The sequence below is a fragment of the Pseudoalteromonas sp. OF7H-1 genome (assembly GCF_022347825.1).
Lineage (GTDB): Bacteria > Pseudomonadota > Gammaproteobacteria > Enterobacterales > Alteromonadaceae > Pseudoalteromonas > Pseudoalteromonas maricaloris.
In genome coordinates this window covers 361247-386770 of record NZ_JAKRFX010000003.1, presented here as the reverse complement: position 1 = coordinate 386770, position 25524 = coordinate 361247, and the positions used below count along the sequence as shown (strand labels likewise).

The 25524-nt window shown below is 44.2% G+C and carries 31 protein-coding genes, 4 tRNA genes and 1 riboswitch; of the genes, 29 read left to right on the top strand and 6 right to left on the bottom strand.

The annotated features are described in order from the left end of the window. Positions 1-51: 51 nt before the first annotated feature. The 3 genes from MHN30_RS05885 to speD all read left to right on the top strand — a co-directional run bounded on the left by MHN30_RS05885 (position 52) and on the right by speD (position 1799). On the top strand, positions 52-387 hold the full coding sequence (locus MHN30_RS05885; RefSeq protein ID WP_029215895.1) for a DUF3802 family protein: 336 nt from the start codon (positions 52-54) through the stop codon (positions 385-387). Positions 388-490: 103 nt separating this feature from the next. Continuing rightward, positions 491-904 carry an OsmC family protein gene (locus tag MHN30_RS05880; RefSeq protein ID WP_010607074.1) on the top strand — a complete coding sequence of 138 codons (414 nt, stop codon included), beginning with the start codon at positions 491-493 and terminating at the stop codon, positions 902-904. 85 nt (positions 905-989) lie between these two features. Next, entirely contained in the window at positions 990-1799 is an 810-nt protein-coding gene (speD, locus tag MHN30_RS05875) for an adenosylmethionine decarboxylase (protein ID WP_010607075.1), read from the top strand. A 131-nt stretch (positions 1800-1930) separates the two neighbouring features. Here the strand turns inward: speD and MHN30_RS05870 are convergent, their stop codons facing one another. The 3 genes from MHN30_RS05870 to MHN30_RS05860 form a co-directional block, all read right to left on the bottom strand. Then, positions 1931-2584: a hypothetical protein gene (locus MHN30_RS05870; RefSeq protein ID WP_239358912.1), complete on the bottom strand. Its 654-nt coding sequence runs from the start codon at positions 2582-2584 to the stop codon at positions 1931-1933. After that, on the bottom strand, positions 2581-2862 hold the full coding sequence (locus tag MHN30_RS05865; protein ID WP_239358910.1) for a hypothetical protein: 282 nt from the start codon (positions 2860-2862) through the stop codon (positions 2581-2583). The genes MHN30_RS05870 and MHN30_RS05865 overlap by 4 nt, the downstream gene beginning before the upstream one ends. 157 nt (positions 2863-3019) lie before the next feature. Then, on the bottom strand, positions 3020-3370 hold the full coding sequence (locus tag MHN30_RS05860) for a helix-turn-helix transcriptional regulator (RefSeq protein ID WP_010607078.1): 351 nt from the start codon (positions 3368-3370) through the stop codon (positions 3020-3022). Positions 3371-3716: 346 nt separating this feature from the next. Between MHN30_RS05860 and MHN30_RS05855 the strand changes: the two genes are divergently transcribed. Next, on the top strand, positions 3717-3950 hold the full coding sequence (locus MHN30_RS05855; protein WP_010607079.1) for a hypothetical protein: 234 nt from the start codon (positions 3717-3719) through the stop codon (positions 3948-3950). Between the two features lie 125 nt (positions 3951-4075). Here the strand turns inward: MHN30_RS05855 and MHN30_RS05850 are convergent, their stop codons facing one another. Next, on the bottom strand, positions 4076-6154 hold the full coding sequence (locus MHN30_RS05850; protein ID WP_239358908.1) for a TonB-dependent receptor: 2079 nt from the start codon (positions 6152-6154) through the stop codon (positions 4076-4078). A 111-nt stretch (positions 6155-6265) separates the two neighbouring features. Between MHN30_RS05850 and MHN30_RS05845 the strand changes: the two genes are divergently transcribed. The 8 genes from MHN30_RS05845 (at position 6266) to MHN30_RS05810 (ending at position 14028) form a co-directional block, all read left to right on the top strand. Then, positions 6266-6655 carry an acyl-CoA thioesterase gene (locus MHN30_RS05845; protein WP_045962603.1) on the top strand — a complete coding sequence of 130 codons (390 nt, stop codon included), beginning with the start codon at positions 6266-6268 and terminating at the stop codon, positions 6653-6655. 155 nt (positions 6656-6810) lie between these two features. Beyond that, positions 6811-7230, top strand: coding sequence for an META domain-containing protein (locus MHN30_RS05840; RefSeq protein ID WP_239358906.1), 420 nt, complete (start codon positions 6811-6813; stop codon positions 7228-7230). A 68-nt stretch (positions 7231-7298) separates the two neighbouring features. Further along, positions 7299-7428, top strand: a riboswitch (TPP riboswitch). Positions 7429-7546: 118 nt separating this feature from the next. Further along, positions 7547-9499: a phosphomethylpyrimidine synthase ThiC gene (gene thiC, locus MHN30_RS05835; protein ID WP_239358904.1), complete on the top strand. Its 1953-nt coding sequence runs from the start codon at positions 7547-7549 to the stop codon at positions 9497-9499. Positions 9500-9720: 221 nt separating this feature from the next. Beyond that, a complete protein-coding gene (locus tag MHN30_RS05830) occupies positions 9721-10734 on the top strand; it encodes an FAD-dependent oxidoreductase (protein WP_239358902.1) in 1014 nt (337 codons plus the stop codon). Then, positions 10731-10928 (top strand): sulfur carrier protein ThiS, encoded by a 198-nt coding sequence (thiS, locus tag MHN30_RS05825; RefSeq protein ID WP_010368823.1) that lies wholly within the window; start codon positions 10731-10733, stop codon positions 10926-10928. Before MHN30_RS05830 ends, thiS begins: the two co-directional genes overlap by 4 nt. 2 nt (positions 10929-10930) lie before the next feature. Then, positions 10931-11728: a thiazole synthase gene (locus MHN30_RS05820; protein WP_239358900.1), complete on the top strand. Its 798-nt coding sequence runs from the start codon at positions 10931-10933 to the stop codon at positions 11726-11728. 34 nt (positions 11729-11762) lie between these two features. Next, positions 11763-13286 (top strand): thiamine phosphate synthase, encoded by a 1524-nt coding sequence (gene thiE / locus MHN30_RS05815; RefSeq protein WP_239358898.1) that lies wholly within the window; start codon positions 11763-11765, stop codon positions 13284-13286. Further along, positions 13279-14028, top strand: coding sequence for a HesA/MoeB/ThiF family protein (locus MHN30_RS05810; protein ID WP_130164939.1), 750 nt, complete (start codon positions 13279-13281; stop codon positions 14026-14028). Before thiE ends, MHN30_RS05810 begins: the two co-directional genes overlap by 8 nt. A 25-nt stretch (positions 14029-14053) precedes the next feature. Here MHN30_RS05810 and asd read toward each other — a convergent pair whose 3' ends face one another. After that, the gene (gene asd, locus MHN30_RS05805; protein ID WP_039494070.1) at positions 14054-14920 is read right to left on the bottom strand and encodes an archaetidylserine decarboxylase; all 867 of its coding nucleotides are present in this window, start codon (positions 14918-14920) and stop codon (positions 14054-14056) included. 98 nt (positions 14921-15018) lie between these two features. Beyond that, positions 15019-16071 carry a small ribosomal subunit biogenesis GTPase RsgA gene (gene rsgA / locus MHN30_RS05800; RefSeq protein ID WP_010607089.1) on the bottom strand — a complete coding sequence of 351 codons (1053 nt, stop codon included), beginning with the start codon at positions 16069-16071 and terminating at the stop codon, positions 15019-15021. A 161-nt stretch (positions 16072-16232) separates the two neighbouring features. On the opposite strand from rsgA, the gene orn reads away from it, so the two are divergent. The 17 genes from orn (at position 16233) to MHN30_RS05715 (ending at position 25506) form a co-directional block, all read left to right on the top strand. Continuing rightward, positions 16233-16778, top strand: a complete 546-nt coding sequence (gene orn / locus MHN30_RS05795) for an oligoribonuclease (protein WP_010607090.1) — start codon at positions 16233-16235, stop codon at positions 16776-16778. Between the two features lie 323 nt (positions 16779-17101). Next, positions 17102-17177 (top strand) — tRNA-Gly (locus MHN30_RS05790). A gap of 192 nt (positions 17178-17369) precedes the next feature. After that, a tRNA-Gly gene (locus MHN30_RS05785) sits at positions 17370-17445 on the top strand. Positions 17446-17482: 37 nt separating this feature from the next. Further along, a tRNA-Gly gene (locus MHN30_RS05780) sits at positions 17483-17558 on the top strand. Positions 17559-17673: 115 nt separating this feature from the next. Next, positions 17674-17749: transfer RNA gene (locus tag MHN30_RS05775), tRNA-Gly, on the top strand. Between the two features lie 206 nt (positions 17750-17955). Then, positions 17956-18297: a 30S ribosomal protein S6 gene (gene rpsF, locus MHN30_RS05770; RefSeq protein ID WP_010368810.1), complete on the top strand. Its 342-nt coding sequence runs from the start codon at positions 17956-17958 to the stop codon at positions 18295-18297. Between the two features lie 38 nt (positions 18298-18335). Then, positions 18336-18665, top strand: a complete 330-nt coding sequence (priB, locus tag MHN30_RS05765) for a primosomal replication protein N (protein ID WP_010368809.1) — start codon at positions 18336-18338, stop codon at positions 18663-18665. A gap of 11 nt (positions 18666-18676) precedes the next feature. Then, a complete protein-coding gene (gene rpsR / locus MHN30_RS05760; protein WP_002962753.1) occupies positions 18677-18904 on the top strand; it encodes a 30S ribosomal protein S18 in 228 nt (75 codons plus the stop codon). A gap of 35 nt (positions 18905-18939) precedes the next feature. Next, a complete protein-coding gene (rplI, locus tag MHN30_RS05755) occupies positions 18940-19392 on the top strand; it encodes a 50S ribosomal protein L9 (RefSeq protein WP_010368808.1) in 453 nt (150 codons plus the stop codon). Positions 19393-19827: 435 nt separating this feature from the next. Beyond that, complete coding sequence (locus MHN30_RS05750; RefSeq protein ID WP_239358896.1) at positions 19828-20241, top strand: type IV pilin protein; 414 nt, start codon at positions 19828-19830, stop codon at positions 20239-20241. Further along, positions 20225-20683 (top strand): GspH/FimT family pseudopilin, encoded by a 459-nt coding sequence (locus tag MHN30_RS05745; RefSeq protein WP_130164929.1) that lies wholly within the window; start codon positions 20225-20227, stop codon positions 20681-20683. The genes MHN30_RS05750 and MHN30_RS05745 overlap by 17 nt, the downstream gene beginning before the upstream one ends. Further along, complete coding sequence (locus MHN30_RS05740) at positions 20674-21096, top strand: prepilin-type N-terminal cleavage/methylation domain-containing protein (RefSeq protein ID WP_130164928.1); 423 nt, start codon at positions 20674-20676, stop codon at positions 21094-21096. The genes MHN30_RS05745 and MHN30_RS05740 overlap by 10 nt, the downstream gene beginning before the upstream one ends. Next, positions 21093-21581 (top strand): prepilin-type N-terminal cleavage/methylation domain-containing protein, encoded by a 489-nt coding sequence (locus tag MHN30_RS05735; protein ID WP_010607094.1) that lies wholly within the window; start codon positions 21093-21095, stop codon positions 21579-21581. The genes MHN30_RS05740 and MHN30_RS05735 overlap by 4 nt, the downstream gene beginning before the upstream one ends. A 4-nt stretch (positions 21582-21585) precedes the next feature. Beyond that, entirely contained in the window at positions 21586-23328 is a 1743-nt protein-coding gene (locus tag MHN30_RS05730; RefSeq protein WP_239358894.1) for a polymer-forming cytoskeletal protein, read from the top strand. A 205-nt stretch (positions 23329-23533) separates the two neighbouring features. Then, a complete protein-coding gene (locus MHN30_RS05725; protein WP_010368802.1) occupies positions 23534-24085 on the top strand; it encodes an RNA polymerase sigma factor in 552 nt (183 codons plus the stop codon). Further along, positions 24078-24557, top strand: coding sequence for a hypothetical protein (locus MHN30_RS05720; RefSeq protein ID WP_130164926.1), 480 nt, complete (start codon positions 24078-24080; stop codon positions 24555-24557). The genes MHN30_RS05725 and MHN30_RS05720 overlap by 8 nt, the downstream gene beginning before the upstream one ends. A 10-nt stretch (positions 24558-24567) precedes the next feature. Further along, on the top strand, positions 24568-25506 hold the full coding sequence (locus tag MHN30_RS05715) for a DUF4097 family beta strand repeat-containing protein (protein WP_130164925.1): 939 nt from the start codon (positions 24568-24570) through the stop codon (positions 25504-25506). The last annotated feature ends 18 nt before the right edge of the window (positions 25507-25524 follow it).

The window sequence follows — 25524 nt, the reverse complement described above, 5'->3', positions numbered from 1 at the left end:
TTCTGCTTAAATCAATAGGAGATGTCTTTGATAGGTTCGGGTGAGCAAAGTATGGTTTTAGATAAACAAGGGTACGATGATTTAGTCATGTATTTGACGCAAAACTTAGCCTTGTTTGAGAAGTCTGGGACGGTTGAACCAGGGGCTCCAACAGTCATGGAATTAATCGAAGATGTGATCGCTGAAAACGTTATCCGTATATGCGAGCAGCACACAGAGTTATCTACAGAGCAGCGCAGCATGATCGTGCGTGAGGTAGATGGCATTGTGTACGACTTACAAGAAGTGCTATCAAGTGTTGTTGATAGACGTGTCACCGTAGAACAAAAAGAATTTATCGAAGAATTCGCGGGTTTGGTCAAAAACCTGTTTGATTCTGCTGTATAGCTTGGCACAATCACTATCGACAGTGTAGAAAACACACTTAGAGGCAATTCTAGGTTTAAGATACACCGCCATTTGGCGGTGTTATGCTTTATAGAGGATAACTATGTTAGCTAGCGTAAAATGGGTTGAAGGAGATACCTTTATCGGTCGCTCTGCGTCGGGACATAATGTGGTATTTGATGCCGGTTCTGATAGTGCTGCGCCAAGTCCAATGGAGATGGTATTAATGTCAGCGGGATGTTGTTCGTCAGTCGATGTAGTCAGCATTCTACAAAAAGCGCGTCAGGATGTTACCGACGTGGAAGTAAAATTAACCGCAGAGCGCGCAGAAAGCGCACCTAGGGTTTTTACCAAGATCAATTTACACTTCGTGGTGAAAGGGCGTAATGTCTCTGAAAAACACCTAGAAAGAGCCGTAAGTTTATCCGCTGAAAAGTATTGCTCAGTGGCATTAATGCTTGAAAAAGCAGTAGAAATTACGCATAGCCATGAAGTGGTTGAAATTGACGAAAAATAACGCTTTTTCATAGCGCTATTTTCGTATAAAATCCGCGAACTTTTGTTTCTGCAGCGCAGATTTTTTGTATTAAGGTGGGTCTATCGTGAACAAGCCCTTTGATAAAATTAAACTCCATGGCTTTAACAACTTAACTAAGAGTTTAAGCTTTAGCATTTACGATATTTGCTACGCCAAGACCGAGCAGCAACGTAAAGAATATCTAGAATACATTGATGAGCAGTATAGTGCTGATCGTTTGACGGATATTCTAAAAGACGTAACGGATATCATCGGTGCAAACGTACTGAATATCGCACGTCAAGATTATGAACCACAAGGGGCGAGTGTGACGATATTAGTATCAGAAGAGCCTGTTGATCAACAGACTTTTGATAGTAATGAAGCACCAGGTCCACTTCCTGAGTCAGTGGTAGCACACTTAGATAAGAGTCACATTTGTGTTCATACTTATCCTGAAGCACACCCTGATGATGGCATTTGTACTTTTAGAGCGGATATCGAAGTTTCAACGTGTGGCATTATTTCGCCACTTAAAGCGCTTAACTTCTTAATTCACTCTTTAGAGTCAGATGTGGTGACGATTGACTATCGTGTTCGTGGATTCACTCGTGACGTTAATGGTGTTAAACACTATATCGACCACGCAATTCACTCGATCCAGAATTACATGACGGAAGATACGAAAGACGCATACCACATGGTAGACGTAAACGTGTATCAAGAGAACCTATTCCATACTAAGATGATGCTTAAGGAAACAGACCTAAATGCATATCTATTTGGAATTAGTACTGATGATTTAGATGCAGACGAAGAAGAAGAAATTCGTCTTAAGCTGAATCGTGAAATTCAGGAAGTGTTCTACGGTCGCAATTTACCAGAAACTGAATAATCAGCGGTAAATTGAGGTATTAAAAAAGGCGCGCAAGCGCCTTTTTTAATGTCTGAAATTTCTTGTTAAGTCATCATATAAGCGCATAGAGCACGACTGTGCCTGCTTATAAGGTGACAGTTATAAAGTCACTAAGATTCGCTTTCTGATTCCTCATCAGGCGTATCAGGGCGCTGCCGTTCGACAAAGATAGTAGCCAGTATGGTGGTGACTACGCAGGAAAGTAAAATCGACTTTAGGATTTCGTAGTTATAGTATATTAAGCCCCAGCTCCAGAATTGTTTGGCAAAGCTTTCATCTACACCGAAATGTTCTAAATTACGAATAATATTTTCACCGAAGGCCGCGAGGTCAACTAGAATAAACGCAAAGTAAATGCCATATAGGATAGGGTCTGCATGAGTCATATATATGGAACGCCAATTATTTGAACTAGTATGCTTGATATAGCGTAAAGACAAGCTAACTCGATATTTAAGAAATAACAGAGTCACGAAGTCTACAATAAAATGGCTCCCAAAAATAAAACCATTTCCTTGATACGCAGGTAACCCTGAGGCACTTAATTCCAAGATATACTTGATTAAAACATATTCAACGGCTGTAATTGCAAGGAGCACCGCTGATATATGTTGCAAATTCACTAACTGACGAGAGAGACATGTCAAAACAACCAAAAGTACCATTGTGTGAATTTGGTAGGCAAAATCAGTATAATAATGAATAGCTGCAAATGCAGCTGTCATTAAGATTACCAATAGAAAAAAGTACCAAGAGTTTTTCATTTATTTCCCTTTAGTAATGGACTAGTTGTAATTCCGCGAGATGAGGGCTTATCGAGCTTTGGATCATCTAATTTATCTCCATGACTTCCACCAGTCACTTGATTGATCGAATTTATATTCAGTGATAACTTTCTACTTGGCGCTGCTGAGTCACTTTCGACTTTTGGGTCTTTTACTTTTGGCCCAAGCGATCCACCAGATACCCTGTTAGCTTGTTTTTGGGAAAGTGCTGTTAAAGTTACGAGTCGGTTAGCTATATTTTTTATAAAAAAGCGCATAATGACGTCCTTTCTAAGTTAAGTTTTGCGGTGTTTAGTTTCCACTCCACTTTACTCCTTAACAATAAAGTTGAAAACATTGTGTTGCAAATGAACGTTATTCGTAACTTTATTGTTTGCCATTGTGGTGAGGGGCAATGAAAGTGCGCGTCTTTCATTAGCCGTTATCCTCGTTACTTGATTTGCTATTTCGCGGTGTTGGAGACTTGCGCCACAATTTGGCGTCGTCAATTTTGTCTCTTAGGGCAAGGATTTGTTCTCTAAGTGGATTGAGGTTGATGCCGCAGGCGTCGCACCATACTTCAAAATATTCGTAAGGAAATTTGCTTACGCCTTTTTCGTAGTTTTCGTAAGTGCCACGCTCCACGCCGACCAAATTAGCCATTTCTTGCGTGGTTTTGCCAGCGACTTTGCGCATGCGGCGCAGGTCGTCTCCTGTAAAGCGCTTATCAAATTTCCCCACCAACTCAATCCTTTTTGCCTGTCGCACTCGCGTCACAAACAGCATCAGTCCCTATGTAGCCGGATGTACGCTATTTGTTTGTCTCTATTATTCGCTTAACCAAGTTGCATTTTTGTATCTAAACCGTAAACGCGAGTCTATCGTAGAAAATTTCTTTTTCAAGAGTAGTCCGTCTAAAAATGAACATTTTGTTGCATTTAATGAGTCTTCGCTCGATTTTTTAGGCGAAGCCTGAGATGAGTAACTCATTATTTAACTGAGGTGTTGCGATGATGATTTTGGCGTTTTTAATTAATTTACAAATAAATTCAAAAAAATTTTCTTCGCGCAGATTTTTGCTCGAAGCTTTTGTTACTTTAGTGTGAAATAAAGTGACATGTTGGAGAGCAATATGGATTATCTACGCCAATATCATGACTTAACGATTTATTACGATGCCCTCAAGAAGGCGGCAAGGCAGGGTGACGAGGTGCCAGACACTACAACTAAATGGTTAGCACTGGTGGAAACAACTTTGTTTGAACTGCAAGAGCTTGCCCATATGGAAAAGGCTTACATGCAGAAGTCAAAAACGATGAATAATCTGGTTGAGTTGGTGTATTCCAGTGCCCCAAGCATGGAATAACTATAAAGGTAATTGCTTTTTGAGTTTTTGCGGTGAGGGGGAACGTTTTACTCTAATTTTACGTTCCCCCTTTTTTCTTTTTGTGCGTGTTTATCGCCTTATGTGTAGGCGATAAACGGGTCGTACTACAGTTCGTAAGTAAAACTTAAACCATAAACGCGTGGCTCGCCGTATTGTACATAGGTATTGTCTTGCCAACCGTCTAGTGGATTATTACCAAACCTAAAGCCACGTACCACAATGTCTTCGTCTGCAAGGTTTCTACCCCAAGCCGTTAATGACCAGTTGTCGCCATAGTAACTAAGGCTTGCGTTGATCAGGTTATGATTGCGCGCTTGCTCGTTGTGACTATCCGAGAGGTAATAGTTGTCTTTGCCTTCCACACCTAATTCAACCACTAGGTTATCCATTAACTCGTAATTGACGGCAAACGAGTATTGATAATTTGGCGCTTGTGCTTGGTTGCGACCATCAAGGTTGAGGCCACTGGCAGCCACAAAGTCTTCAATCTCGGTCTCTAAATAGCCTGCGCTGTAGCTAAAACCAAGACGGTCCGTGTATTGCAGGTTACCTTCAACTTCTAGGCCGTAGTTACTGCCTTTACTGGCGTTGTCGATGTAGCCTGCAAATTGCTGGTTAGAAACTTGCCATTGTTTTAACTGGATATCATCGCGTTGCATATAAAACGCGGTAACCCGCACAAGGTGACGCTTGTCTTCAGACTCACCTTTTACACCAAACTCAGCGTTCCAAACATACTCAGGGTCAAAGTAATGGTGTTCGGCCGGAATGTTTAAACCTTCATCTTTGGCTTTTGCCAGTGCTTCGCCGTTTACACCGCCGACTTTGTAACCGCGAGTAAGGCTGGTGTAGATCATAGTGCGCGGTACAACTTGATATTCAAGTGCGACTTTTCCGCCCCACATTACATCATCGGTTTCGATACTAAAGCCGTTACTATCTAAATAGTCAGCGTCATATTGCTCTGCGCGAAGACCACCGATTAGGCGAGTTTTGTCTGAAAGGTGATGCACGTATTGACCAAAAATCGCTTTGCTTTCTACGGTGTAGGCAGACGTAAATGGGCTATCAAGCCAAGTATAGTGACGGGTTAAATCAACATCGTTACGCTTTGCAAAAACGCCCACAACCCAATCATTTTGTTTGTCTTTGAGTAAAAACTCTATGTTGCCTTTTTCGTGGTTACGCTCATAGGCGTCGGTTGAGCTATATCCTTCAGGGTGTAATCCTGCTGCGCATAGCGCTGGCTGAGCTGCGTCATTACAGACCCAATCTTCGTCGTAGCTATATAAAGTATCAGCATCTAGCCCAGATACTTTAAATTCCACATTGAATAAGTCTGAGCGAGTATAAATTCCGCGTAGTGAAAACGCATCGGAGCTGAGGTTGTCTTGGCCTGGGGTATCAGCAACACTGTTACGTGAATTATCCAGGGTGAAACCGTCGTACCCGTTTTCAGTATCAATATGGTGATAAGCAAACTCTAGTGCGAGATTATCGCTCACTTGAGAGTTAAGTTTCACTCTTGCTACTTGCTCGTCTTGTTGCTGAGTGGGTTTGTTTAGGTAGAGGTTATCTACGTAACCGTCAGACTCTCGTTGATAAAGGCTGACGCGCACAGCGGTGTCGTCGCTTAATCCTGTGCCCGCCGCAAGGCCTGCTTCGTAGCTACCATAATTACCTGCGCCTAACTTCACTTTTAAAGATGGCGCTGTGGTAGCGGCTTGGGTATTTACTTCAACGATTCCTGCTAGAGCATCTGAACCGAATTTAGTGCCTTGAGGGCCGCGATACACCACCACTGACTCAGTATCAAAAAGCAGCGCACTTGCGCCTAATCCAGAATAATTAATACCGTCAATTAATAAGCCAACGCTGGGATAAATAGGATCAACAAACTGTGAACGTAAGCCGATACCACGGATTTGCATAAAGCGACCACGAGACGCACCTGCCGTAAAGTTAACGTTAGCGGTGGCACCTAGTATCTCATCTAAATATTGCGCACCACGCTTAGCGATAGTGAGTTCGTCAACCACCGAAGCGCTTGCACTTAATGTCTGGATAGTTTCATTCTGAAAATCGCCAGTGACGACAATGGTTTCTAGGTTATCGTCGGCAAGTACCTGATGAGAGAAAAATGGCAGCAGTGCCAAGGTGATCGTAGAGAGTTTTAACTTCATGCTTAATCTTTGTCCCATTTTTAATTGGGCACAGTTTAACAAAAGCCAGACCAGTTGACAGTGAAATTGTGTTATATGTTAGCCCGCAAATGTTAAACAAATAGGCCAGATATGAGTTTTAAAGTTGATTTTAAAGTCCGAGACTATGAGTGTGACTTACAGGGAATAGTTAATAACAGCGTGTATTTTAATTATTTAGAGCATGCAAGACATGAGTTTTTATTGGCGAATAACGTTGATTTTGCAGCGCTTGCAGAGCAAAAAGTGAACTTAGTCGTTATTCGTAGCGAAATGAATTACAAAGACTCGTTACGTCCAGGCGATGAGTTTTATGTTGAAGTCGCACTTGAGCGTGAAAGCAGAGTAAAGTTTGCATTTAAGCAAAAAGTGATAAGAGCGCATGACAATAAACTCATGCTTGATGCTGTGGTCACTGGAACTTCGGTGAATGAGCGCGGTAGACCGTTTTTACCAGACGCTATTACACACTTATTTAATTAGGGCCTGTTTATCTTTCAAGTCAGGCCCTAAATACTACGATATGTAAACATGGCGACGGTAAAATACTCAATTGAGTGATTTTTACAGAATTTTACTGCTATTTTTGTATCTTGAAACGTTATAATAAACTCAGGGCATAAAATAGATGGTTTACCATGAAATTCATCAGCATAATCGGCGCAATAATGGCGCTTAGTGGATGTATATCGACAGGGAAGGTAGACACGGAAGCGCTTAAGTATTCCGCTTGGCAGTTACAGAGTATTAATGGCCAACATATTACGCAATTACAATCAGACGCTGGACTTGGTGAAAAGCCTATTGATATTCGTTTTATCGATGCACTGCAAGTCAATGGTTTTGCGGGTTGTAATCGCTTTTTTGGCGAAGGCGAAATTGTCGAAGGGCAGTTAAAAGTTAAAAGCTTAGGCATGACGCGTAAGTACTGTGGTGAAGAAATCGCTCAGGTTGAATCGCAGCTTATTAACCAATTACAAATTGGTGTCTTGCTTGAAGTAAATGCTAATAAGTTGACCTTAAAAGGAAAACCTCAGTTTAGTTTTATTAAACAATAAGCTGAAAATAAGAATTCCAGTGTCAGTGCTTGCGAGCTTTCGTGTTAGCAAGTAGACTGGCGCTAATTCGTTACTTGTCGGAGTGCCTTGAATTTTTGCAGCAAATTTGTTGCAGATAGTCGGGCTGAGATCGCATTTTGCGGGATCCGTGGACCTGATCAGGTTAATGCCTGCGTAGGGAACAAGACAGCAAACGCGCTGCGTTTGTCTGTAGCAATAGTAGTTTATTGCTATCCACCTTACCCGAGGACTATCCTCGTCTCTCTCCTGTTGGAGATCTGACAAGACACCTTTGTATGAAAACAAGAGGGACGTCATGTCAAACAATAGTAGCAAGCTAAGTCGTCGTGAAGCGCGAGCAGCCGCGGCAGAATTTATCCATAACCTTAAAGGCCAACCTTTTCCAAACTCACATAAAGTTTATGTGGAGGGTGAACAAGCAGGCGTACGCGTTGGTATGCGTGAGATCACACTAAGTGATTCGTTTGTCGGTGGCACCGAAGAAAATCCGGTATTTGAATCAAACGATCCCATTCGTGTTTATGATACTTCAGGTCCATACACAGATCCTGAAGTGCCGGTTGACGTTCGTGCTGGTCTTCCTAAATTTAGAGAGGCGTGGATAGCTGAGCGTGATGATACCGAAATGCTAGAGTCGGTGACGTCACAGTTTTCTCAGCAGCGTATGGCGGATGAAGGACTTGATCATATCCGCTTTGAACATTTACCTAAAATTCGCCGTGCTAAGGCGGGTAAAAATGTCACGCAAATGCACTACGCCCGCCAAGGCATAGTGACGCCTGAAATGGAATATGTGGCGATCCGTGAAAATATGGGACGCGCTAAGTTGCGTGAAGAATTACTCGCGCAGCAACACAAAGGCCAATCGTTTGGAGCCAGTATTCCTGAGTTTATTACGCCTGAATTTGTGCGTGATGAAATTGCCCGTGGCCGTGCCGTACTACCAAACAATATCAATCACCCTGAGACTGAGCCGATGATCATCGGACGTAACTTCTTAGTCAAAGTTAACGCCAATATTGGTAACTCATCAGTGACCTCTTCTATCGAAGAAGAAGTGGAAAAAATGGTATGGTCGACTCGCTGGGGTGCAGATACCGTAATGGATCTGTCGACAGGGCGTTACATTCATGAAACCCGCGAGTGGGTGGTACGTAACTCTCCAGTGCCTATCGGTACGGTACCAATCTATCAGGCACTAGAAAAAGTGAATGGTGTTGCCGAAGATCTAACGTGGGAGATCTTCCGCGATACCTTGATTGAGCAAGCTGAGCAAGGCGTGGATTACTTTACCATCCATGCGGGAGTACTACTGCGTTACGTGCCAATGACGGCGAAACGCGTGACGGGTATTGTGTCTCGCGGTGGTTCAATTATGGCGAAGTGGTGTTTAGCGCATCACAAAGAAAACTTCCTCTACACGCACTTTGAAGACATCTGTGAAATCTTAAAGCAATACGATGTTTGTTTCTCGTTAGGTGATGGCTTGCGTCCGGGTTCTATTGCCGATGCCAATGACGAAGCACAATTTAGCGAACTGCGTACCCTTGGTGAGTTAACTAAGCTTGCGTGGAAACACGATGTTCAGGTCTTTATTGAAGGCCCAGGACACGTGCCGATGCATATGATCAAAGAGAATATGGAAGAGCAGCTAAAGCACTGCGATGAAGCACCGTTTTACACGCTTGGTCCACTCACAACCGATATCGCTCCGGGTTATGATCACTTCACTTCTGGGATCGGTGCGGCGCAAATTGCTTGGTATGGTTGTGCGATGCTGTGCTATGTGACACCAAAAGAACACTTAGGCTTACCGAATAAAGAAGATGTAAAAGAAGGTTTGATCACCTACAAGATCGCGGCGCATGCAGCGGATCTGGCGAAAGGCCATCCGGGCGCTCAAGTTCGTGACAATGCCTTGTCTAAAGCGCGTTTTGAGTTCCGCTGGCACGATCAGTTCAATCTCGGTCTAGATCCGCAGCGTGCTCGTGAATATCACGATGAGACCTTGCCACAAGAGTCGGGCAAAGTCGCTCATTTCTGCTCTATGTGTGGTCCTAAATTCTGCTCGATGAAGATCACTCAGGATGTGCGTGACTATGCAAAAGAGTTAGAAGCGCGAGGCATTGATCCTAATAATGTAGGCGAAGAGATCAGCATTAAAATGGTGGATGTTGAAGCCGAGATGAAAGCAAAATCAGAAGAGTTTAAGCAATCAGGCTCTGAGCTTTACCACAAAGCCTTATGATACCACTTTGTCTTAATACTTGCTCAATTTGAGGGAGTAAATCTGACGCTAACTGCGTTAAAAGTTTCTTATTTAGAACAACTAAATAGCAAAACTTTTGCCTTGTTATCGACAAGATTTTCTTGCCTCAAAATAGATCACTTAATAAAGCAAATTGGTATAACTCATCCCATCATAGCCACCTTGATGCCCGTCGGGTGGTTAATTTTAGGAGTGTAGCTATGTCTACTCAAGCACGTGTTGCTATCTTGGGTTTTGGCTTAACTGGGCGCATCGCTGCATTGATGCTCGCTGAGCGTTATCAAATCAGCGTATTTGAACAAGCAAAGCAAGGTACGGAGAGCTCAGCAGGTAGTGTGGCGGCGGCCATGTTAGCGCCGTTGGCTGAGTCTGTGATATGCGATGAAGCATTGGCGCTGCAAGGGCTGGAGTCCATGAAACTGTGGCCACAATTACTGGCGAAGCTGGAAAGCCCGGTATTTTTCCAGCAGCAAGGCTCTCTTATTGTGGCACATGGTCAAGACCGTGGTGATTTAGTGAGTTTTCAGCAGCGCTTAAAACCGTTAAGAGATCATAGCGCGGAAGTGGTAAATGGTACTCAGATCGCACAATTTGAACCAGAGCTTGGTGGTGTCTTCCATCAAGGCTTGTATTTACCTTGCGAAGGCCAGCTTGATAATCAGGCGTTTTATCAAAGTAGTGCGGCAACATTGACGAAGCAAGGGGTAGAGATTAACTACGGTGTCCATTGTGATGAAGGGCAAAAGGCGCAGCTTAGTCAAGCGTATGACTGGGTAATTGATTGTCGTGGTCTTGGTGCGAAAGCCTCGTGTAATGGGCTTCGTGGCGTACGCGGCGAAGTGGCGAGAATTTATGCCCCAGAAGTGACCTTGACTCGACCTGTGCGCTTGATGCACCCAAGATACCCCATTTACATTGCGCCAAAGCCAGACCATCAGTTTGTTATTGGTGCGACGGAAATTGAGTCGCAAGATAATGGTGAGATAACGGTACGTTCTACACTCGAATTACTCTCTGCTGCTTATTCGGTTCATCGTGGGTTTGCCGAAGCGCGAGTATTGTCTTTATTAGCAGGGCTTAGACCTGCCTTTAAAGATAATCACCCCAAAATTGAGCAACAAGGTAATGTGATCAGTATCAATGGCTTATATAGACACGGTTATCTGCTGGCACCGCTTATCGTGAAACAAGCACTATCTAAGGAGTTATTATGAAAGTCGAATTTAATGGCGAAACGATTAATATCAACCGCGAGCAAAATATTCAGGAATTTATTGAAGCCAGAGGTGCCAAGCCGCCTTTTGCCGTCGCGCTTAATGGTACTTTTGTTTCCCGCACGGAGCTGCCAAGCGTGACATTGAGCGACGGCGATAAGATTGAGCTTTTATCGCCAATTCAAGGGGGATAAATATGCAGTCTTTGACTGATACTAAGCTCACTATTTATGGTGAACAATTTACTAGCCGCATGTTAATTGGCTCAGCACTTTATCCTTCTCCAGAGGTAATGCAGGGGGCTATCGCCACCTCGGGTGCTGAAATTGTTACTGTGTCGCTGAGACGCCAGCAAACTAAGCAGGCGGGTGATGACTTTTGGACGCTTATCAAAGAGATGGGACTACGAGTCTTACCAAATACGGCAGGCTGTCACAGCGTAAAAGAAGCGGTGACCTTGGCGCAGATGTGCCGGGAAGTGTTTGCCACGGATTGGATTAAACTTGAACTCATTGGTGATGAATATAACTTACAGCCAGATCCAATCGCACTGCTCGAAGCCACCGAGGTTTTGCTAAAAGACGGGTTTAAGGTATTGCCTTATTGCACTGATGATTTGGTGCTGTGTCAGCGTTTAGATGCACTTGGTTGTGAAGTTTTAATGCCTTGGGGCGCACCAATTGGTACGGGAAAAGGGCTGTTAAATCCATATAACCTGCAAACCATTCGCACACGTTTGCCCCATCAAACCTTGATTGTTGATGCGGGACTCGGCTTGCCGTCTCATGCTTGCCAAGCTCTAGAGCTGGGTTATGATGCCGTACTATTGAATTCGGCAGTGGCAGGGGCGGGCTGTCCTATCACCATGGCAAAAGCGTTTGAAGCCAGCACGGTTGCAGGGCGTCTATCTTATTTGGCAAAAGCAATGCCACAAAAAGAGGTGGCATCACCTTCTACGCCAACCTTAGGCATGCCTTTTTGGCACGCAAACTAACTTGAATTGCGGATAACTACATAAGGAGTTCTCTTTGTCACACATCGTTTGGAGTATTGCGGGTTCTGATTCTGGCGGCGGCGCTGGTATTCAAGCGGATATCAAAGCAACGCAGAGCTTTAATGTTCATTGTTGTACCGTAGTAACTGCGTTGACGGCGCAAAATAGTTTAGGAGTGGAAGCGTTAAACCCGGTTTCGACCACGGTTATCGAATCTCAGCTGACGGCGCTTTCGCAAGATATGCCTGCAACGGTGATAAAGATTGGCATGCTCGCCAATGTTCAGCAGATCCAACTGATTGCTGAACACCTCGAGCATTATAAAGCAACATGGGAAAAGCCGCCGCTTGTGGTTTATGATCCAGTAGCCATCGCGACGAGCGGGGATTCATTAACCGAAGAAGACACGGTGGATGCGTTAAAAACCCATTTATTACCGCTGGTGGATATCATTACACCCAATACACATGAAACTCAGCTGCTGACAGGCGTGTATTTGATAGGTCCTGATGCTGTCAAAGAGGCTGCTGCCAAATTGCGTGAATTCGGTGCAAAGTCGGTGATCATTAAAGGCGGTCATTGGGATTACCCAAAAGGCTACTGCATTGATTATGGCTTAGCGGATGATACCGAGTATTGGCTTGGCAATGAGAAAATTCAAACACCGCATAGCCATGGTACTGGGTGTAGTTTATCGTCAGTGATCGCGGCATGTATGGCCAAGGAGTACCCATTTAAAGATGCTTTTATTCTCGCTAAGGCATACATCAATGCAGGGCTAAAAGCGGCGATACGTTATGGTGAAGGCGTGGGCCCTGTTGCGCATACGAGTTTTCCTGTTGATCTCAATGATTACCCGCAAGTGATAGAAGCGGGCTCTTGGCTTGCTGATGAACTAGAGTTTGCATTACCTGAGGAGTTTAATTTTGCCGCAGGCTTTGCCAGCGTTGACGACCCTATTGGCCTTTATGCCGTGGTGGACAGCGCTGATTGGGTGGAAAAATGTCTCGCATTAGGTGTCGATACGGTGCAGCTGAGAATTAAAGATCCAGAGCAAGCTAATCTTGAAGCTGAAATACAAACCGCCATTGCACTTGGACAAAAATACGATGCGAAGGTGTTTATTAACGACTACTGGCAGTTAGCGATTAAACACGGCGCTTATGGAATTCATTTAGGCCAAGAGGATATCGATAAAGCTAATCTTGTTGTCATCCAAGAGGCAGGGCTGCGCTTAGGTATTTCAACCCATGGTTTTTATGAAATGCTCCGGGCACATAACTATCGCCCAAGTTATTTGGCTTTTGGTGCTATCTACCCAACCACGACTAAAGACATGACCGGCCAAATCCAAGGGCTGGAAAAGCTGACACATTTTGTACCTTTGATGCAAAGTAGCTATCCAACCGTCGCTATTGGTGGCATTGATCTTAGTCGCGTGCCAGAAGTGGCTGCAACTGGCGTATCTAGTATTGCGGTTGTAAGAGCCATCACTGAAGCCCAAGATCCACAACAGGCTGTACTTGAATTAAAGCAAGCTATGGCGCAACATGACTGAACTCAATGACAAAGAGCGGTTGAGGTATAGTCGCCATTTGCTGTTAAAAGAGGTCGGTGAGCAAGGCCAACTCGCATTGAAACAGGCGCATGTGGCTGTGGTTGGCTGCGGTGGGCTGGGAAGCCCTGCGTTGTTTTACTTAGCGGCGAGTGGCATTGGTAAGCTTACTTTTGTTGATGACGACGACGTGGAATTGTCTAACTTACAAAGGCAAATTCTGTATAAGGTGAACCACCTTGGCCAGCAAAAAGCCAAAGCAGCTGGAAAGGTGCTGGCAAGTCTTAATAACGAGATCGCACTAGTACCAATAAATGCGAGACTGACTGATAAGAACGTCGCCGAGTTGCTCCGTGATGCCGATATTGTCTTGGATTGCAGCGATAACTTTACTACCCGTTATTTGCTCAATAGGTATTGTCATCAAGCGAGCAAGTTGTTGATAGCAGGCGCTGCTATCGCTACACAAGGCCAACTCATGTGCTTTGATTTTAGGGCTGAGTCACCTTGTTATGCTTGCGTTTTCCCTGAGGGTTCGCAAACACCAGTGGAGAGTTGTGACAACTTTGGCGTCATTAGTCCATTACTGGGAGTGATCGGCGCGCAGCAAGCTTTATTGACCATAAATGTGCTACTTGGACATCATCAAGGAAGTGTATTTTGTACGCTAGAGGGTATGAGTTTGCAGCAAAAGCTGTATGGGCTCAGTAAAAACCCCGAGTGTGAATGTTGTGGCTTGAGATAGTTTCAAGCCACTAATACCAATTAGTCTACTCTGCTATTTTTGCGAAAGGCGTACCCATGCGTGTGACGGTCTCTGGGTTTTGGCCATCTAAGAACTCAGCCTTATTTGCCCCCCACGCTAAGATCACGGTAGAGCCAAGTTTAAAGCGACCCATCTCTTCGCCTTTTTTCAGCGTTATCGCGTTGTCACCTTCTGCTGGATATGTCCAAGTAAAGACATCTCTTCCGGCTGGTGGTGTCACTGTACCGGCCCAAATCGTCTCAATACTCGCGACGATAGTTGCACCAACCAATACCATAGAAAGCGGACCAATCTCAGTGTCAAAAATAGCAACAACTCGCTCGTTACGAGCAAATAAATTAGGCACATTTTGCGCGGTAAGTGGATTTACTGAGAATAAGTCGCCCGGTACATAAATCATTTTACGAAGTGTACCATCAACCGGCATGTGGATACGGTGATAATCCTTCGGTGCTAGATAAATCGTTGCAAACTTACCACCAACATAAGGCGCAACGTCTTCTTCTTTACCGCCTAGCAGCGTCTGTAAGCTGTAGTTGTGACCCTTAGCTTGGATAATCTGACCATCGACGACATCACCAAGTTGGCTGATTGCACCATCAACTGGGTGGGCAAGGATATCGCTCTCTTCTGCCAAAGGGCGGATCCCCGGCTTCAGTGGACGGGTAAAAAACTCGTTAAAGGTTTTATAGTGAGCTGGATCTTCGTGCAATGCCTCGCTCATGTCGATTTTATATTGTTTGATAAACAGCTTAATTAGCTTTGTGGTTAAGGCGCCAGCTTCTGCTGCGGCAAGCTTACCAACCAAACGAGAAACCGCATGTTTAGGTAATGCATATTGCATGGCAATTTTTAGTTTATCCAAATTCACTTTTAACAGTTCCTAATTATTAGTCTTGTCACTTTCGCTTTTTTGTATTGCGAAGTGGCTATCGGGCTCAAGTCATTGAGCCAATTTAGCAAATATTATCAGACTCTAGGCGCGCGCGCACCTGCGCGGCCATCGGCCATAGATTCTAAAATACGATGGTAACTTTCAAAACGTAATTCGCTGATTTTACCTTCATCTACGGCTTCACGAAGTAAGCATCCCGGATCGTTCAGGTGTTTACAGTCTCTAAAGCGGCAGCCGCCAATAAACTCTCTAAATTCTTTAAAGCACCAAGTGACGCGTTCCACGTCTAAGTGCCATAGGCCGAACTCACGGATCCCAGGGCTGTCGATCAGGTTTCCACCGGACGGTAAGTGGTGTAAGCGCGATACTGTGGTTGTATGTTGCCCTAAGCCACTATTTTCGGAGACTTCTTTGGTGAGAATATCTGCATTGGGCAGTACGGTATTGACCAACGTTGATTTGCCAACCCCTGATTGACCAACAAAAATGTTATTTTTGTCCTCAAGCATGTGTTTTAGCTCGTCAATGCCTTCGCCTGATTTTGTACTGACTAACAGTACGCGATAACCAAGCTCACGATATATATCTAAGACTTCATCAATATATTCGAGGCTTTCTTGGTCAAGCAAATCAATTTTATTGAGTAATAAAATCGGCTCTATCCCCATATCCTCACACGCGACTAAATAGCGATCGATGATTTGAGGGGTAAATTCGGGCACAACGGCCGACACCATCAATATTTGGTCAATATTCGCAGCGACAACTTTAACACCGTCATAAAAATCCGGACGAGTGAGCTGTGTGCGCCTTTCATGTACAGCCTCAATTACGCCGGCTAAGTCACCATCACTGACCTTGGCACGACGAAAAATGACTTCATCACCGCAAACTAAGCTTGTTACGGTACGACGGATATTGCAACGCAAAACCTCTTGGTCTGTGGTTTCTATATCCGCATGTTGGCCGAAGCGGCTGATCACCACTGCGGCTTCTGTTGGCCCTAAGTTGTCGTTTTGCCATGAAACATCAGATACTTCTGTCTCTTTCGCTTTATCGATTCGCTTCTGATGATTGGCTCTAATCCGACGGGATTGGCCCTTACTGAGTTTCTTTTTCTTTGCCATGTTTATAATCTGTTTAAGCTTAGGCGTGCAGAGCGTTCAAATTTAGGCTATAAATCAATAAAACGCCGCGCATGGTAAAAAAAGCTTTAGGTCGAGTGTTTAAACTAATATGATATATCTAATTGCATTGGATCTAAAGGAAAGTACCGCTAAGGTAAAGTATGACTTTTCATGAATCAAACTTGATCTGGCTCGATCTAGAGATGACGGGGCTAGAACCGAAAACAGATAAAATCTTAGAAATCGCGACGGTGATCACAGACGGTGATCTCAATGTTTTAGCTGAAGGTCCAGTAGTGGCAATTCATCAAAGTGATGAGCTGTTGGACAATATGGATGAGTGGTGCACCAATCAACATGGTCGCTCAGGTCTGACTGCTCGCTGTAAAGCGAGTAAGTTCACGGAAGCAGATGCAGTTAAGCAAACACTAGATTTCCTTAAAGAGTGGGTGCCGCCAGGTGCTTCTCCAATGTGTGGTAACTCTATTGGTCAAGACCGTAGATTCCTCAACAAATACATGCCAGAGCTAGAAGCTTATTTCCACTATCGCAATTTGGACGTCAGTACGATAAAAGAACTTGCGAGACGCTGGAAGCCTGAGCTATTGGGTGAGATAAAGAAAAAAAGCTCTCACTTAGCACTGGATGATATCAAAGACTCCATCATGGAGCTGAAAGTTTACCAAGAAAAATTCTTCAAAGTTTAAAAAACACTTGCAAAGCAAATTTTATCTTGTAGAATCCTGCCCCGCTTGAGATGACAAGCCTTGCGGGGGGTCTTGAGCATTATTAAAGCAGTATAAGCTCAGCTGCTACAGGTAAAACGCGACCTAGCGTAGTTACCGAACAATACAGAGCTAAATATTGTGATGCGGCACTAGCTCAGCTGCTAAAACGTTAGACGCGACCTCAAGGTTGCGCCCAGCGGAAAACTAAGAGCTATATCGGAATGCGGCACTAGCTCAGCTGCAGTAGGTAATCAACGCGACCTTGCGTAATTACCGACGATATAATGAGCTAACTATGGAATGCGGCACTAGCTCAGCTGGTAGAGCGCGACCTTGCCAAGGTCGAGGTCACGAGTTCGAACCTCGTGTGCCGCTCCAAACACTTGCTTTAGGTGTATAAACTAAAAATGAAATGCGGCACTAGCTCAGCTGCTACAGGTAAAGACGCGGCCTAGCGTAGTTACCGACAAATCCAGAGCTAAATATGTGATGCGGCACTAGCTCAGCTGCAGTAGGTAATCAACGCGACCTTGCGTAATTACCGACAACATAATGGGCTAACTATGGAATGCGGCACTAGCTCAGCTGGTAGAGCGCGACCTTGCCAAGGTCGAGGTCACGAGTTCGAACCTCGTGTGCCGCTCCAAACACTTGCTTTAGGTGTATAAACTAAAAAATGTGATGCGGCACTAGCTCAGCTGGTAGAGCGCGACCTTGCCAAGGTCGAGGTCACGAGTTCGAACCTCGTGTGCCGCTCCAAACACTTACTTTAGGTGTATAAACTAAAAAATATGACGCAGCACTAGCTCAGCTGCTACAGGTAAGGACGCGACCTAGCGTAGTTACCGACAAATTCAGAGCTAAATATTGTGATGCGGCACTAGCTCAGCTGGTAGAGCGCGACCTTGCCAAGGTCGAGGTCACGAGTTCGAACCTCGTGTGCCGCTCCAACTCTCCTAAATATCCTTGTTTTTCAATCACTCTAAAAAAACCTTGCAGATATAGTCTTATTCCACCAATTTTTCATAACAAACTGATTGCTTAATTTTAATGCTACGCGTAAAATACGCGCTCTTTCGGCCTTACTATTATCGTTCCTTGCCTTACCCCGACTGGCCGAAACGGGACAAGGCTATACTAACCGTAAGGAATATCCATGCGTCATTACGAAATCGTATTCATGGTTCACCCAGACCAAAGTGAGCAAGTACCTGGTATGATCGAGCGTTATACTGGTGCTATCACTGAAGCTGGCGGTACTATTCACCGTCTAGAAGACTGGGGTCGTCGTCAACTGGCTTACCCAATCGAAAAGCTTCACAAAGCACACTATGTTCTATTGAACGTTGAAGCACCAACTGAAGTAATCAACGAGCTTGAAACTTCTTTCCGCTACAACGATGCAGTGCTTCGTAACCTAGTTATGCGTACTAAAAACGCGGTAACTGAAGCGTCTCCTCTTGCAAAAGAAGAGAAAAAAGAAGCAGCTTCTGCTTAATCGTTGTTGATTTCGGATTTGACTAACCTTTCGAGGTAATGGTGAGTAATCAGGTTGACCTGTATACCAATCAATATCTGCTTTCGGGCGTGATTTGTAAAACACCTAAATTTAGTCAAAGCCCAGCTGGGATCCCACATTGCATATTTGTACTTGAGCACAAATCAATGCAATTAGAGGCTGACCTTACTCGAAATGCCTACGTGCGTATTCAAGTGGTTGCCAGTGGAGAACAGTTCCGAAACCAAACTGAGCATTTATACGTTGGGCAAGCATTACAAGTTCGCGGTTTTATAAATCGCCACGAGAGCCGAAATGGCTTGAGTCAGCTGGTATTGCACGCACAACATATTGAAAGAATTAATTGAGGAAATTACTCATGGCACGTTATTTCAGACGTCGTAAGTTCTGCCGTTTTAAAGCGGAAGGCGTACAACAAATTGATTACAAAGATCTGGCTACTCTTAGAAACTACGTAACAGAAAGTGGCAAAATCGTACCTAGCCGTATCACAGGTACTAGCGCTAAATACCAGCGTCAGCTAGCAACTGCTATCAAGCGTGCTCGCTACCTAGCCCTTCTTCCATACACTGACTTACACAAGTAAGCAGCTGATTACTAGTTTTTAAAAGGTGTAGAGACATGCAAGTTATTCTACTAGACAAAATTGCAAACCTAGGTAGCCTAGGTGATCAGGTTAATGTTAAATCTGGCTTCGCACGTAACTTCTTATTCCCTAAGGGTAAAGCAGTTCCTGCAACTAAATCTAACATTGAAACTTTCGAAGCACGTCGCGCTGAGCTTGAAGCGAAAATCGCTGAAGAGCTAGTTGCTGCACAGGCACGCGCTGAAAAACTAGAAGCACTAGCTGAAGTAACTCTAGTTTCTAAAGCGGGTGACGAAGGTAAGCTATTCGGTTCTATCGGTACTCGCGATATTGCTGATGCTATCTCTGCAGTAGGTGTTGAGGTATCTAAGTCAGAAGTTCGTCTACCTCTTGGTACTATCCGTGAGACTGGCGAGTTCGATGTAGCTATCCAAGTACACTCTGACGTTACAGCTACGATCAAAGTAATCGTAATTGCTGAAGCTTAATTTTTAATTGAGCTTAAAAAAGCCGTGTATTTTTATGCACGGCTTTTTATTCACTTAATTTACCTAAATGCGCCCGTATACCGGATAGTAAAAGCTTAGCTAACAGATGTTCTTAATGCTGAATGTATTGAATTTAAAAATATTAGCTTTGTTGTTATCCCAATCTTAGGTTGAATTAAGTAACCCCTCGAAGAAAATCATAATAATAATCTTATTCATACCAATTTAAGGTGTGACATGGATGATCCTCTCGCTCAAAGTTTGCCTTATATCAAAAGGTAATACTGTTGTAATGTGGTGTAATAAGTTTCCTTTTTAGAAACTTTCGCTCCATGTTATGTTTACATATTATAGGTTAATCCTTTTCTTTGTCTTTTGTCTGTCATAAAGTGGAATAAAATGACAGCGCTATCAATTTAGTGGTGGAATAATTAAATGTCTGTAAATAAAGGTTTTACGCTTACGGAGCTATTAATTGCCGTTGCAATAGTGGCGATCACAGCCAGCGTGGCATATCCGTCATATGTGGAATACGTTCAGGACGGGCGTCGTTCGCAAGCACAGCAGCAAATGTTGGAAATGGCGGGGGTGATCGAACGCATATACAGCCGCAATAGTGGCTATCCTGATGCGAGTTTACTTACAGATCTGCCGGAATCTAAATTTTACACGTTTAAATATATTCCCATTGATAAACCAAATGGCGCAGTTGGGCAATACCGTAACTTGGGATACCAATTTACAGCCACGCCAATAGCAGGAAAAGCACAGGCGACTGATAAGTGTGGTGCACTAAGTATCAATCATCTTGGTGAACAGGGACCGAAGAACAATGATTGCTGGCAATAGAAATTTAGGATTTACCTTGCTTGAGCTGCTTATTGCCATGGCAATACTTGCAATATTGGCTTCTGTAGCAGCGCCCAGTTTTATAAAACAAATTCAGCAAGACCGACTCACGACGCATGCTAACCAACTGCAGGCGGTATACCGCTTGGCCCGCAGTGAAGCGGTTCGACGTGAGCAGCAGGTGTCACTGGTCGTTGAGGACAGCGACTGGGTTGTGAAAACCAATGAAAATGGCCAACTGACCGAAGTGGGGCGGTTTTCCATTAAACATAGCTCGATAGAAGTTGCTCTTGCTGACCAAGTTGTACGTGAAAGTGGCGAAGTGCTGGAGACAAACAATATATTGATCACCGACAACATTACCGATACCCAGGATTATCGTTTATGTGTGCTGGTTAGCGGTCAAAGTTGGTTAGCTGAGGCGGAACAAAATTGCAGTTAAGTAAGGGGTTTTCTCTCATTGAGGTCGTGGTGTCGATGTTGGTGGCTGGGTTAATGTTGCTTGGTTTGGCTGCGACGCAGCTTAAGTCATTACAGTTTGCCTCCAATAGCTTTCAATACACAATGGCGTTAATTCATGGTCAAAACGCAATTGAGAGAATATGGCCGTTGTTATGTGAATTGCAACATAACAACAATGATATGACGCTCGCCAATCCACTTATTCAACAGCTGCATCCTGCGGATAGTCGCTTTACGTTAGTGTTGCCTGCGACCTATAGCAATAACATGCAGCTTACGGTGAACTGGGAAGATAAGCGAGTAAAAAACCCTGCTGAAAACCAAATTTCTTTAACTACCAGTTACCCAGAGGTTGCGGATACTTGTTCTCCGCCGGCAGGAGGGGGCTCATGAAACAGATAAATGGGTATACCTTACTGGAACTCATGGTTGCTATGGTTGTGGGGTTGGTATTGGTTATGGGGATTGCAACGTCGTACACGTCGATAAAAGAAACGGTGACGACAAGCCAGCAGCTTGCAACATCGCAAGAGATTGTTCGCTATACCAATCGAGTGATGATGCGCAGCATCAAGCAAACTCAGGAAGTCCCTACTGTGACGGCGACCGATATTACGATCCGCCAATTGGCAGGGGTCCCCGCTTGTGATGGCAGTGTCCCCATGGTTGACTACACTGAGCGCTATTTTTTACAAGATGGGTATTTAGTGTGCGATCGCGGCACGGGTGATATCAATCTTTTGAAGGGGGTAACTGGACTCACATTTGCAACCGATGCCAGTGGTCAGTTAATTACAGTCACAATACAGGGTAGTAGTTTTCCGACACAATACGGTGCAGGCATACAGATGAATTTTTACGCTGGATTAGGTAGCTAATACAATGAAACAACAACAAGGTTTTACACTGGTTAAAGTGATGCTGCTCGGCGGCATGGCTAGCGTTGTGGTATTCGCTTCCCTCAAGGAAGGTGTTGTACAAGAAAGATTAAGTGGTAACTTCCAAAAAGACATTAATGCAAGATTAGTGGCTGAACAAGGGATCAGAGAGTATCGTCAAAAGCTGGATGCGGCGTTAAGTGGCAATCCGCAAGACGTCAATGTGCTGATAAATGGTATAAACAAAACGGGTAGCGGTGCAGTTCCTGATTCGCAATATCAGATCTCGGTTAATGCCAATGGCAATGAGTTTGAAATCGAAAGCTTAGGTCAACGTCATGGTGAGCACGCGAACCATCGGCTAGTTGCGCGCTTTGAGTTACAGCCAGCGGCGAAAGAGTCCATATTCCAAAATGCGGTGACTGGCTGTAAAGGGGTGAATCTATCTGGTAGTGGCTCTGTCGATAGCTACGACTCATCGAAAGGCACTTACGAAGAAACAAAAAGCCATGATGGTGATGTACACACTGTGGTAGGCGATGCAGATGTGGTGCTATCAGGCCACTCTCCGATTAAAGGCGATGTTGAAGCATCTGGTGTGATTTACTTAAAAGGTTCTTCACCGATTTTGGGTGACGTTAGGTCAAATACAGGGGTAGATATTTCGCCGTCATCAAGCGGTATTAGAGTGGAAGGTAATGTCTACAGCCGCGGCTTTTTTACGCATAGAGGCGGCAAGGTCCAAGGTTATGTGCGTGCCATGGGTGACGCGAAAATGGAGTGGGGCGCTGAGATCATAAACCAAAGTGGCGATGCGTTCGATATTCAATATACTGGCAGTGGTCAATTCAAAGATACTGGCTTGCAAGTTCAAGATGGTGTGCATTACTCCGATGCTAAATTTAGAGTCGCTGACTTAGTGGTTGAGCCGGTAAAAGTGTACGATCCAGATTCTCCCGACTATGACCCTGCAAAGCCTAATAAAGAGTGTGATCCTTTGGCGTTGCCTTTTAATATGGATAGCATTATCGATCCTCGTAATCGATTCACTCCTCTAAATGTAGGCGCGCAACAAATCTTACACTTTAAACCAAAACAGGCAGTGTATGAACGTAATGGCTCGAGTGTGTATGTTGCAAAAGAGCACACCATTTATTTGTTCCAAGGGGTAGATCAGAATCTCGGCACAGCGACAGAAAAAACGCAGCTCGCATTTCCATTTAAAGGGTTGAAGTTAGGATCGGATGGCAAAATCAAGATCTCAGGTGGCGATGTGATTTGGTTGATTGATGGTGACCTCACATTAACTGGCGATACCCATATCTGGATAGAAAAAGAAAGTTCTCTGACCGTGTTCACCACTGGCAAAGTTTCTATTGGCGCAAGTGCTAAGGTTATTGCTGAGCAAGAAGGCTTAACCAAGAAGAGCAAACTGCCGGTATTTAGTGTGTATTCTTCATTTGATGGTCCTAATGGTTTTGTATTTAGCGGCGCATCGTCACTATATGCTGCCATTTATTCACCGTTAACTTCTATTCTGTTGAATGGCAGTGGGCAATTGTACGGCACAGTTCGAGGGGCATCGATTACTGGTACCGGTGGTACAGGGATCCACTTTGATCAAGCATTAAAAAATGCAGGTATTGGCGTACAGCCTCCGGGACAAAAGCCGACATTGGTCTTTAAGGGCTGGCACTATAAACCCTACCAAATTGCCGATGAGAGTGAAGCTAAAAGCGCTGAGTAACTTTCCTTAGTGGAGCGTCAGGCTCCACTTTTTGCTGCTAAATAAAAAAGTAAAATTTTTTTCAACTCTTTTAAACCATTTCCGATTTCGCCTGCGTCTAAATAAGTACTTTATAAAAAGTAGAAATTGGCAATTGAGCGTTGGTGACTTTGTTTGTTTCATTCGATATGCGAAGATGAAGGAATCAACCCAAAGGAACAGACGCATGATAATTAATGCCAAAGAGGCATTTACACAAGAACAAACCGATGCGCTAGTGGCTAGGTGCCAGCAAGGGGACCAAGGTGCATTTCGCGAACTATTTGAGCAACATCACCGTCGCGTATATGCATTATGTCTTAGATTGCTCGCTGAGCCCGCCCATGCAGAAGATGCATGTCAGGAAGTTTTTGTGCAACTGTGGCAAAAGATAGACCAATTTAAAGGGCAATCACAATTTACGACTTGGCTTCATAGTGTGACCAGTAATATTGCTATTAGCTATCTTAGAAAGCAAAAAAACTGGTTACAAAAGGTCGTAAGCTTTGAACAATCCGGACTGGATGAGCAAGGAGCTGAGCAGCTAGGAGAGCTAAATGGCCTTGATAAACTCATTGTCAGATTGCCGGAACGTGCCAGGTTGGTCTTCGTATTACATGCTGTCGAAGGGTATCGCCACGAGGAAATTGCCAATATGTTAAACATGGCCGTAGGGTCGAGTAAATCGCAATATCACCGAGCACGTAACTTATTACAGGAGTGGTACAACAATGACTAAACCATCTTTTGATGAATTTATGCATACCGCACTGAATGACGAACAGTCGCAGCCAAAGCCACAACGTGACTTGTGGCAAGGCGTTGAGCGTGCAATCAATCAAGCACAACCGATGCAGCCGCCAAAGCAAAATAATTGGCAAAAGTTATCTGGTATTGCGGCGTGTACTATTGCGGGCTTACTTGCTTGGCAAGTCATTATGAATCAGCCTAAGCAAGATTCACTGGCTAATATTAGCGCTTTTTTTGAGCAGCAAAAGCAGTCTTTACTGGTTCAATATGAAACGCAGCCAGCGCTGACTTCTGATTGGCAGACACAATTGCAAGAGCTCGAGCAGGCGGAACAAGCGATTAAGTTGTCTTTAAAGCAAGATCCTGAGAATGCTGCGCTGTTAAAAATGTTAGCTCAGATTTATCAGCAGCAACTCGACTTAATCAATAAGGTTCACCAACCTCGTTGGCAACAAATTTAGGAGAATTAGGATGAAAGCATTAATTATTGGACTAGCGGCGCTACCTGCGATGGTGTTCGCTGGAGAATCTATCGATAAAGAACTGTCTGTTCCTGCAAATGGTAAAGTTGTCATCGAGAATCAGCGCGGTGACGTAACGATAAAAACATGGGATAAAGACGTTTTTAAAGTGACTGGCGAGTTAGACGATAAAGCCGAGGGCTATAAACTAGAAACCTCTGGTGAGGTAACCGAGTTTATCGTGAAGATGCCAAGACGCTATAAAAGTTGGGGCGGTGGTGATGGCTCTAAACTCACTATTTACATGCCTCGTAGCAGCGAATTAAATTTTGAAGGAGTGGTAGTTGACGTTGAAGCTGCTGATTTAACTGCGGGCGCCCGTATCAAAACGGTCAACGGCAATATTAAAGCGAGTAAAATCAGCGGTAAAATTGCACTAGAAACGGTAAATGGTGATATTGATAGTCGTGACTTAGATGGCAATATTCAGTTTGAAACCGTCAATGGGGACATTGAGGATATCGCTTCGAGCGGTAAGCTAAGATTTAACGCGGTTAATGGCGAAATTAAAACGCAAACCACTGCAACCGAGCTGCGCTTAGAAAACGTCAATGGCGAAGTCGAGTTGAAGATGGCAGAGTTAAAAGACTTACGCTTATCCACCGTTAACGGCGAAATAGCAGTATATGCAGCAAAGTTACTGGACAACGCCAATATAAATATGGACAGCGTTAGTGGCGATATTGAGCTTTATTTCCCTACGGATGTATCAGCAAGGTTTGAAATCAACGCGCATTCAGGCGGCCATATCACCAATGAGCTAAGTTCAGATCAAGTTAAAAAAGCCAAATATGGCCCAGCTCGTTCACTTGAGTTTGTGCTTAACGGTGGTAATGCAGATGTAGAAATCGATACCGTTAGCGGCAATATTGAGCTAAAGCGTAACTAATACGCGCTTTCATCAAAT

Bases quoted from the DNA above. Each gene is read 5' to 3' on its own strand.
- MHN30_RS05885 (WP_029215895.1), top strand. From the start codon at position 52: ATGGTTTTAGATAAACAAGGGTACGATGATTTAGTCATGTATTTGACG.
- MHN30_RS05880 (WP_010607074.1), top strand. From the start codon at position 491: ATGTTAGCTAGCGTAAAATGGGTTGAAGGAGATACCTTTATCGGTCGC.
- MHN30_RS05870 (WP_239358912.1), bottom strand. From the start codon at position 2,584: ATGAAAAACTCTTGGTACTTTTTTCTATTGGTAATCTTAATGACAGCT.
- MHN30_RS05865 (WP_239358910.1), bottom strand. From the start codon at position 2,862: ATGCGCTTTTTTATAAAAAATATAGCTAACCGACTCGTAACTTTAACA.
- MHN30_RS05860 (WP_010607078.1), bottom strand. From the start codon at position 3,370: ATGCTGTTTGTGACGCGAGTGCGACAGGCAAAAAGGATTGAGTTGGTG.
- MHN30_RS05855 (WP_010607079.1), top strand. From the start codon at position 3,717: ATGGATTATCTACGCCAATATCATGACTTAACGATTTATTACGATGCC.
- MHN30_RS05850 (WP_239358908.1), bottom strand. From the start codon at position 6,154: ATGAAGTTAAAACTCTCTACGATCACCTTGGCACTGCTGCCATTTTTC.
- MHN30_RS05845 (WP_045962603.1), top strand. From the start codon at position 6,266: ATGAGTTTTAAAGTTGATTTTAAAGTCCGAGACTATGAGTGTGACTTA.
- MHN30_RS05840 (WP_239358906.1), top strand. From the start codon at position 6,811: ATGAAATTCATCAGCATAATCGGCGCAATAATGGCGCTTAGTGGATGT.
- thiC (WP_239358904.1), top strand. From the start codon at position 7,547: ATGTCAAACAATAGTAGCAAGCTAAGTCGTCGTGAAGCGCGAGCAGCC.
- MHN30_RS05830 (WP_239358902.1), top strand. From the start codon at position 9,721: ATGTCTACTCAAGCACGTGTTGCTATCTTGGGTTTTGGCTTAACTGGG.
- thiS (WP_010368823.1), top strand. From the start codon at position 10,731: ATGAAAGTCGAATTTAATGGCGAAACGATTAATATCAACCGCGAGCAA.
- MHN30_RS05820 (WP_239358900.1), top strand. From the start codon at position 10,931: ATGCAGTCTTTGACTGATACTAAGCTCACTATTTATGGTGAACAATTT.
- MHN30_RS05810 (WP_130164939.1), top strand. From the start codon at position 13,279: ATGACTGAACTCAATGACAAAGAGCGGTTGAGGTATAGTCGCCATTTG.
- rsgA (WP_010607089.1), bottom strand. From the start codon at position 16,071: ATGGCAAAGAAAAAGAAACTCAGTAAGGGCCAATCCCGTCGGATTAGA.
- orn (WP_010607090.1), top strand. From the start codon at position 16,233: ATGACTTTTCATGAATCAAACTTGATCTGGCTCGATCTAGAGATGACG.
- rpsF (WP_010368810.1), top strand. From the start codon at position 17,956: ATGCGTCATTACGAAATCGTATTCATGGTTCACCCAGACCAAAGTGAG.
- priB (WP_010368809.1), top strand. From the start codon at position 18,336: ATGGTGAGTAATCAGGTTGACCTGTATACCAATCAATATCTGCTTTCG.
- rpsR (WP_002962753.1), top strand. From the start codon at position 18,677: ATGGCACGTTATTTCAGACGTCGTAAGTTCTGCCGTTTTAAAGCGGAA.
- rplI (WP_010368808.1), top strand. From the start codon at position 18,940: ATGCAAGTTATTCTACTAGACAAAATTGCAAACCTAGGTAGCCTAGGT.
- MHN30_RS05750 (WP_239358896.1), top strand. From the start codon at position 19,828: ATGTCTGTAAATAAAGGTTTTACGCTTACGGAGCTATTAATTGCCGTT.
- MHN30_RS05745 (WP_130164929.1), top strand. From the start codon at position 20,225: ATGATTGCTGGCAATAGAAATTTAGGATTTACCTTGCTTGAGCTGCTT.
- MHN30_RS05735 (WP_010607094.1), top strand. From the start codon at position 21,093: ATGAAACAGATAAATGGGTATACCTTACTGGAACTCATGGTTGCTATG.
- MHN30_RS05730 (WP_239358894.1), top strand. From the start codon at position 21,586: ATGAAACAACAACAAGGTTTTACACTGGTTAAAGTGATGCTGCTCGGC.
- MHN30_RS05725 (WP_010368802.1), top strand. From the start codon at position 23,534: ATGATAATTAATGCCAAAGAGGCATTTACACAAGAACAAACCGATGCG.
- MHN30_RS05720 (WP_130164926.1), top strand. From the start codon at position 24,078: ATGACTAAACCATCTTTTGATGAATTTATGCATACCGCACTGAATGAC.
- MHN30_RS05715 (WP_130164925.1), top strand. From the start codon at position 24,568: ATGAAAGCATTAATTATTGGACTAGCGGCGCTACCTGCGATGGTGTTC.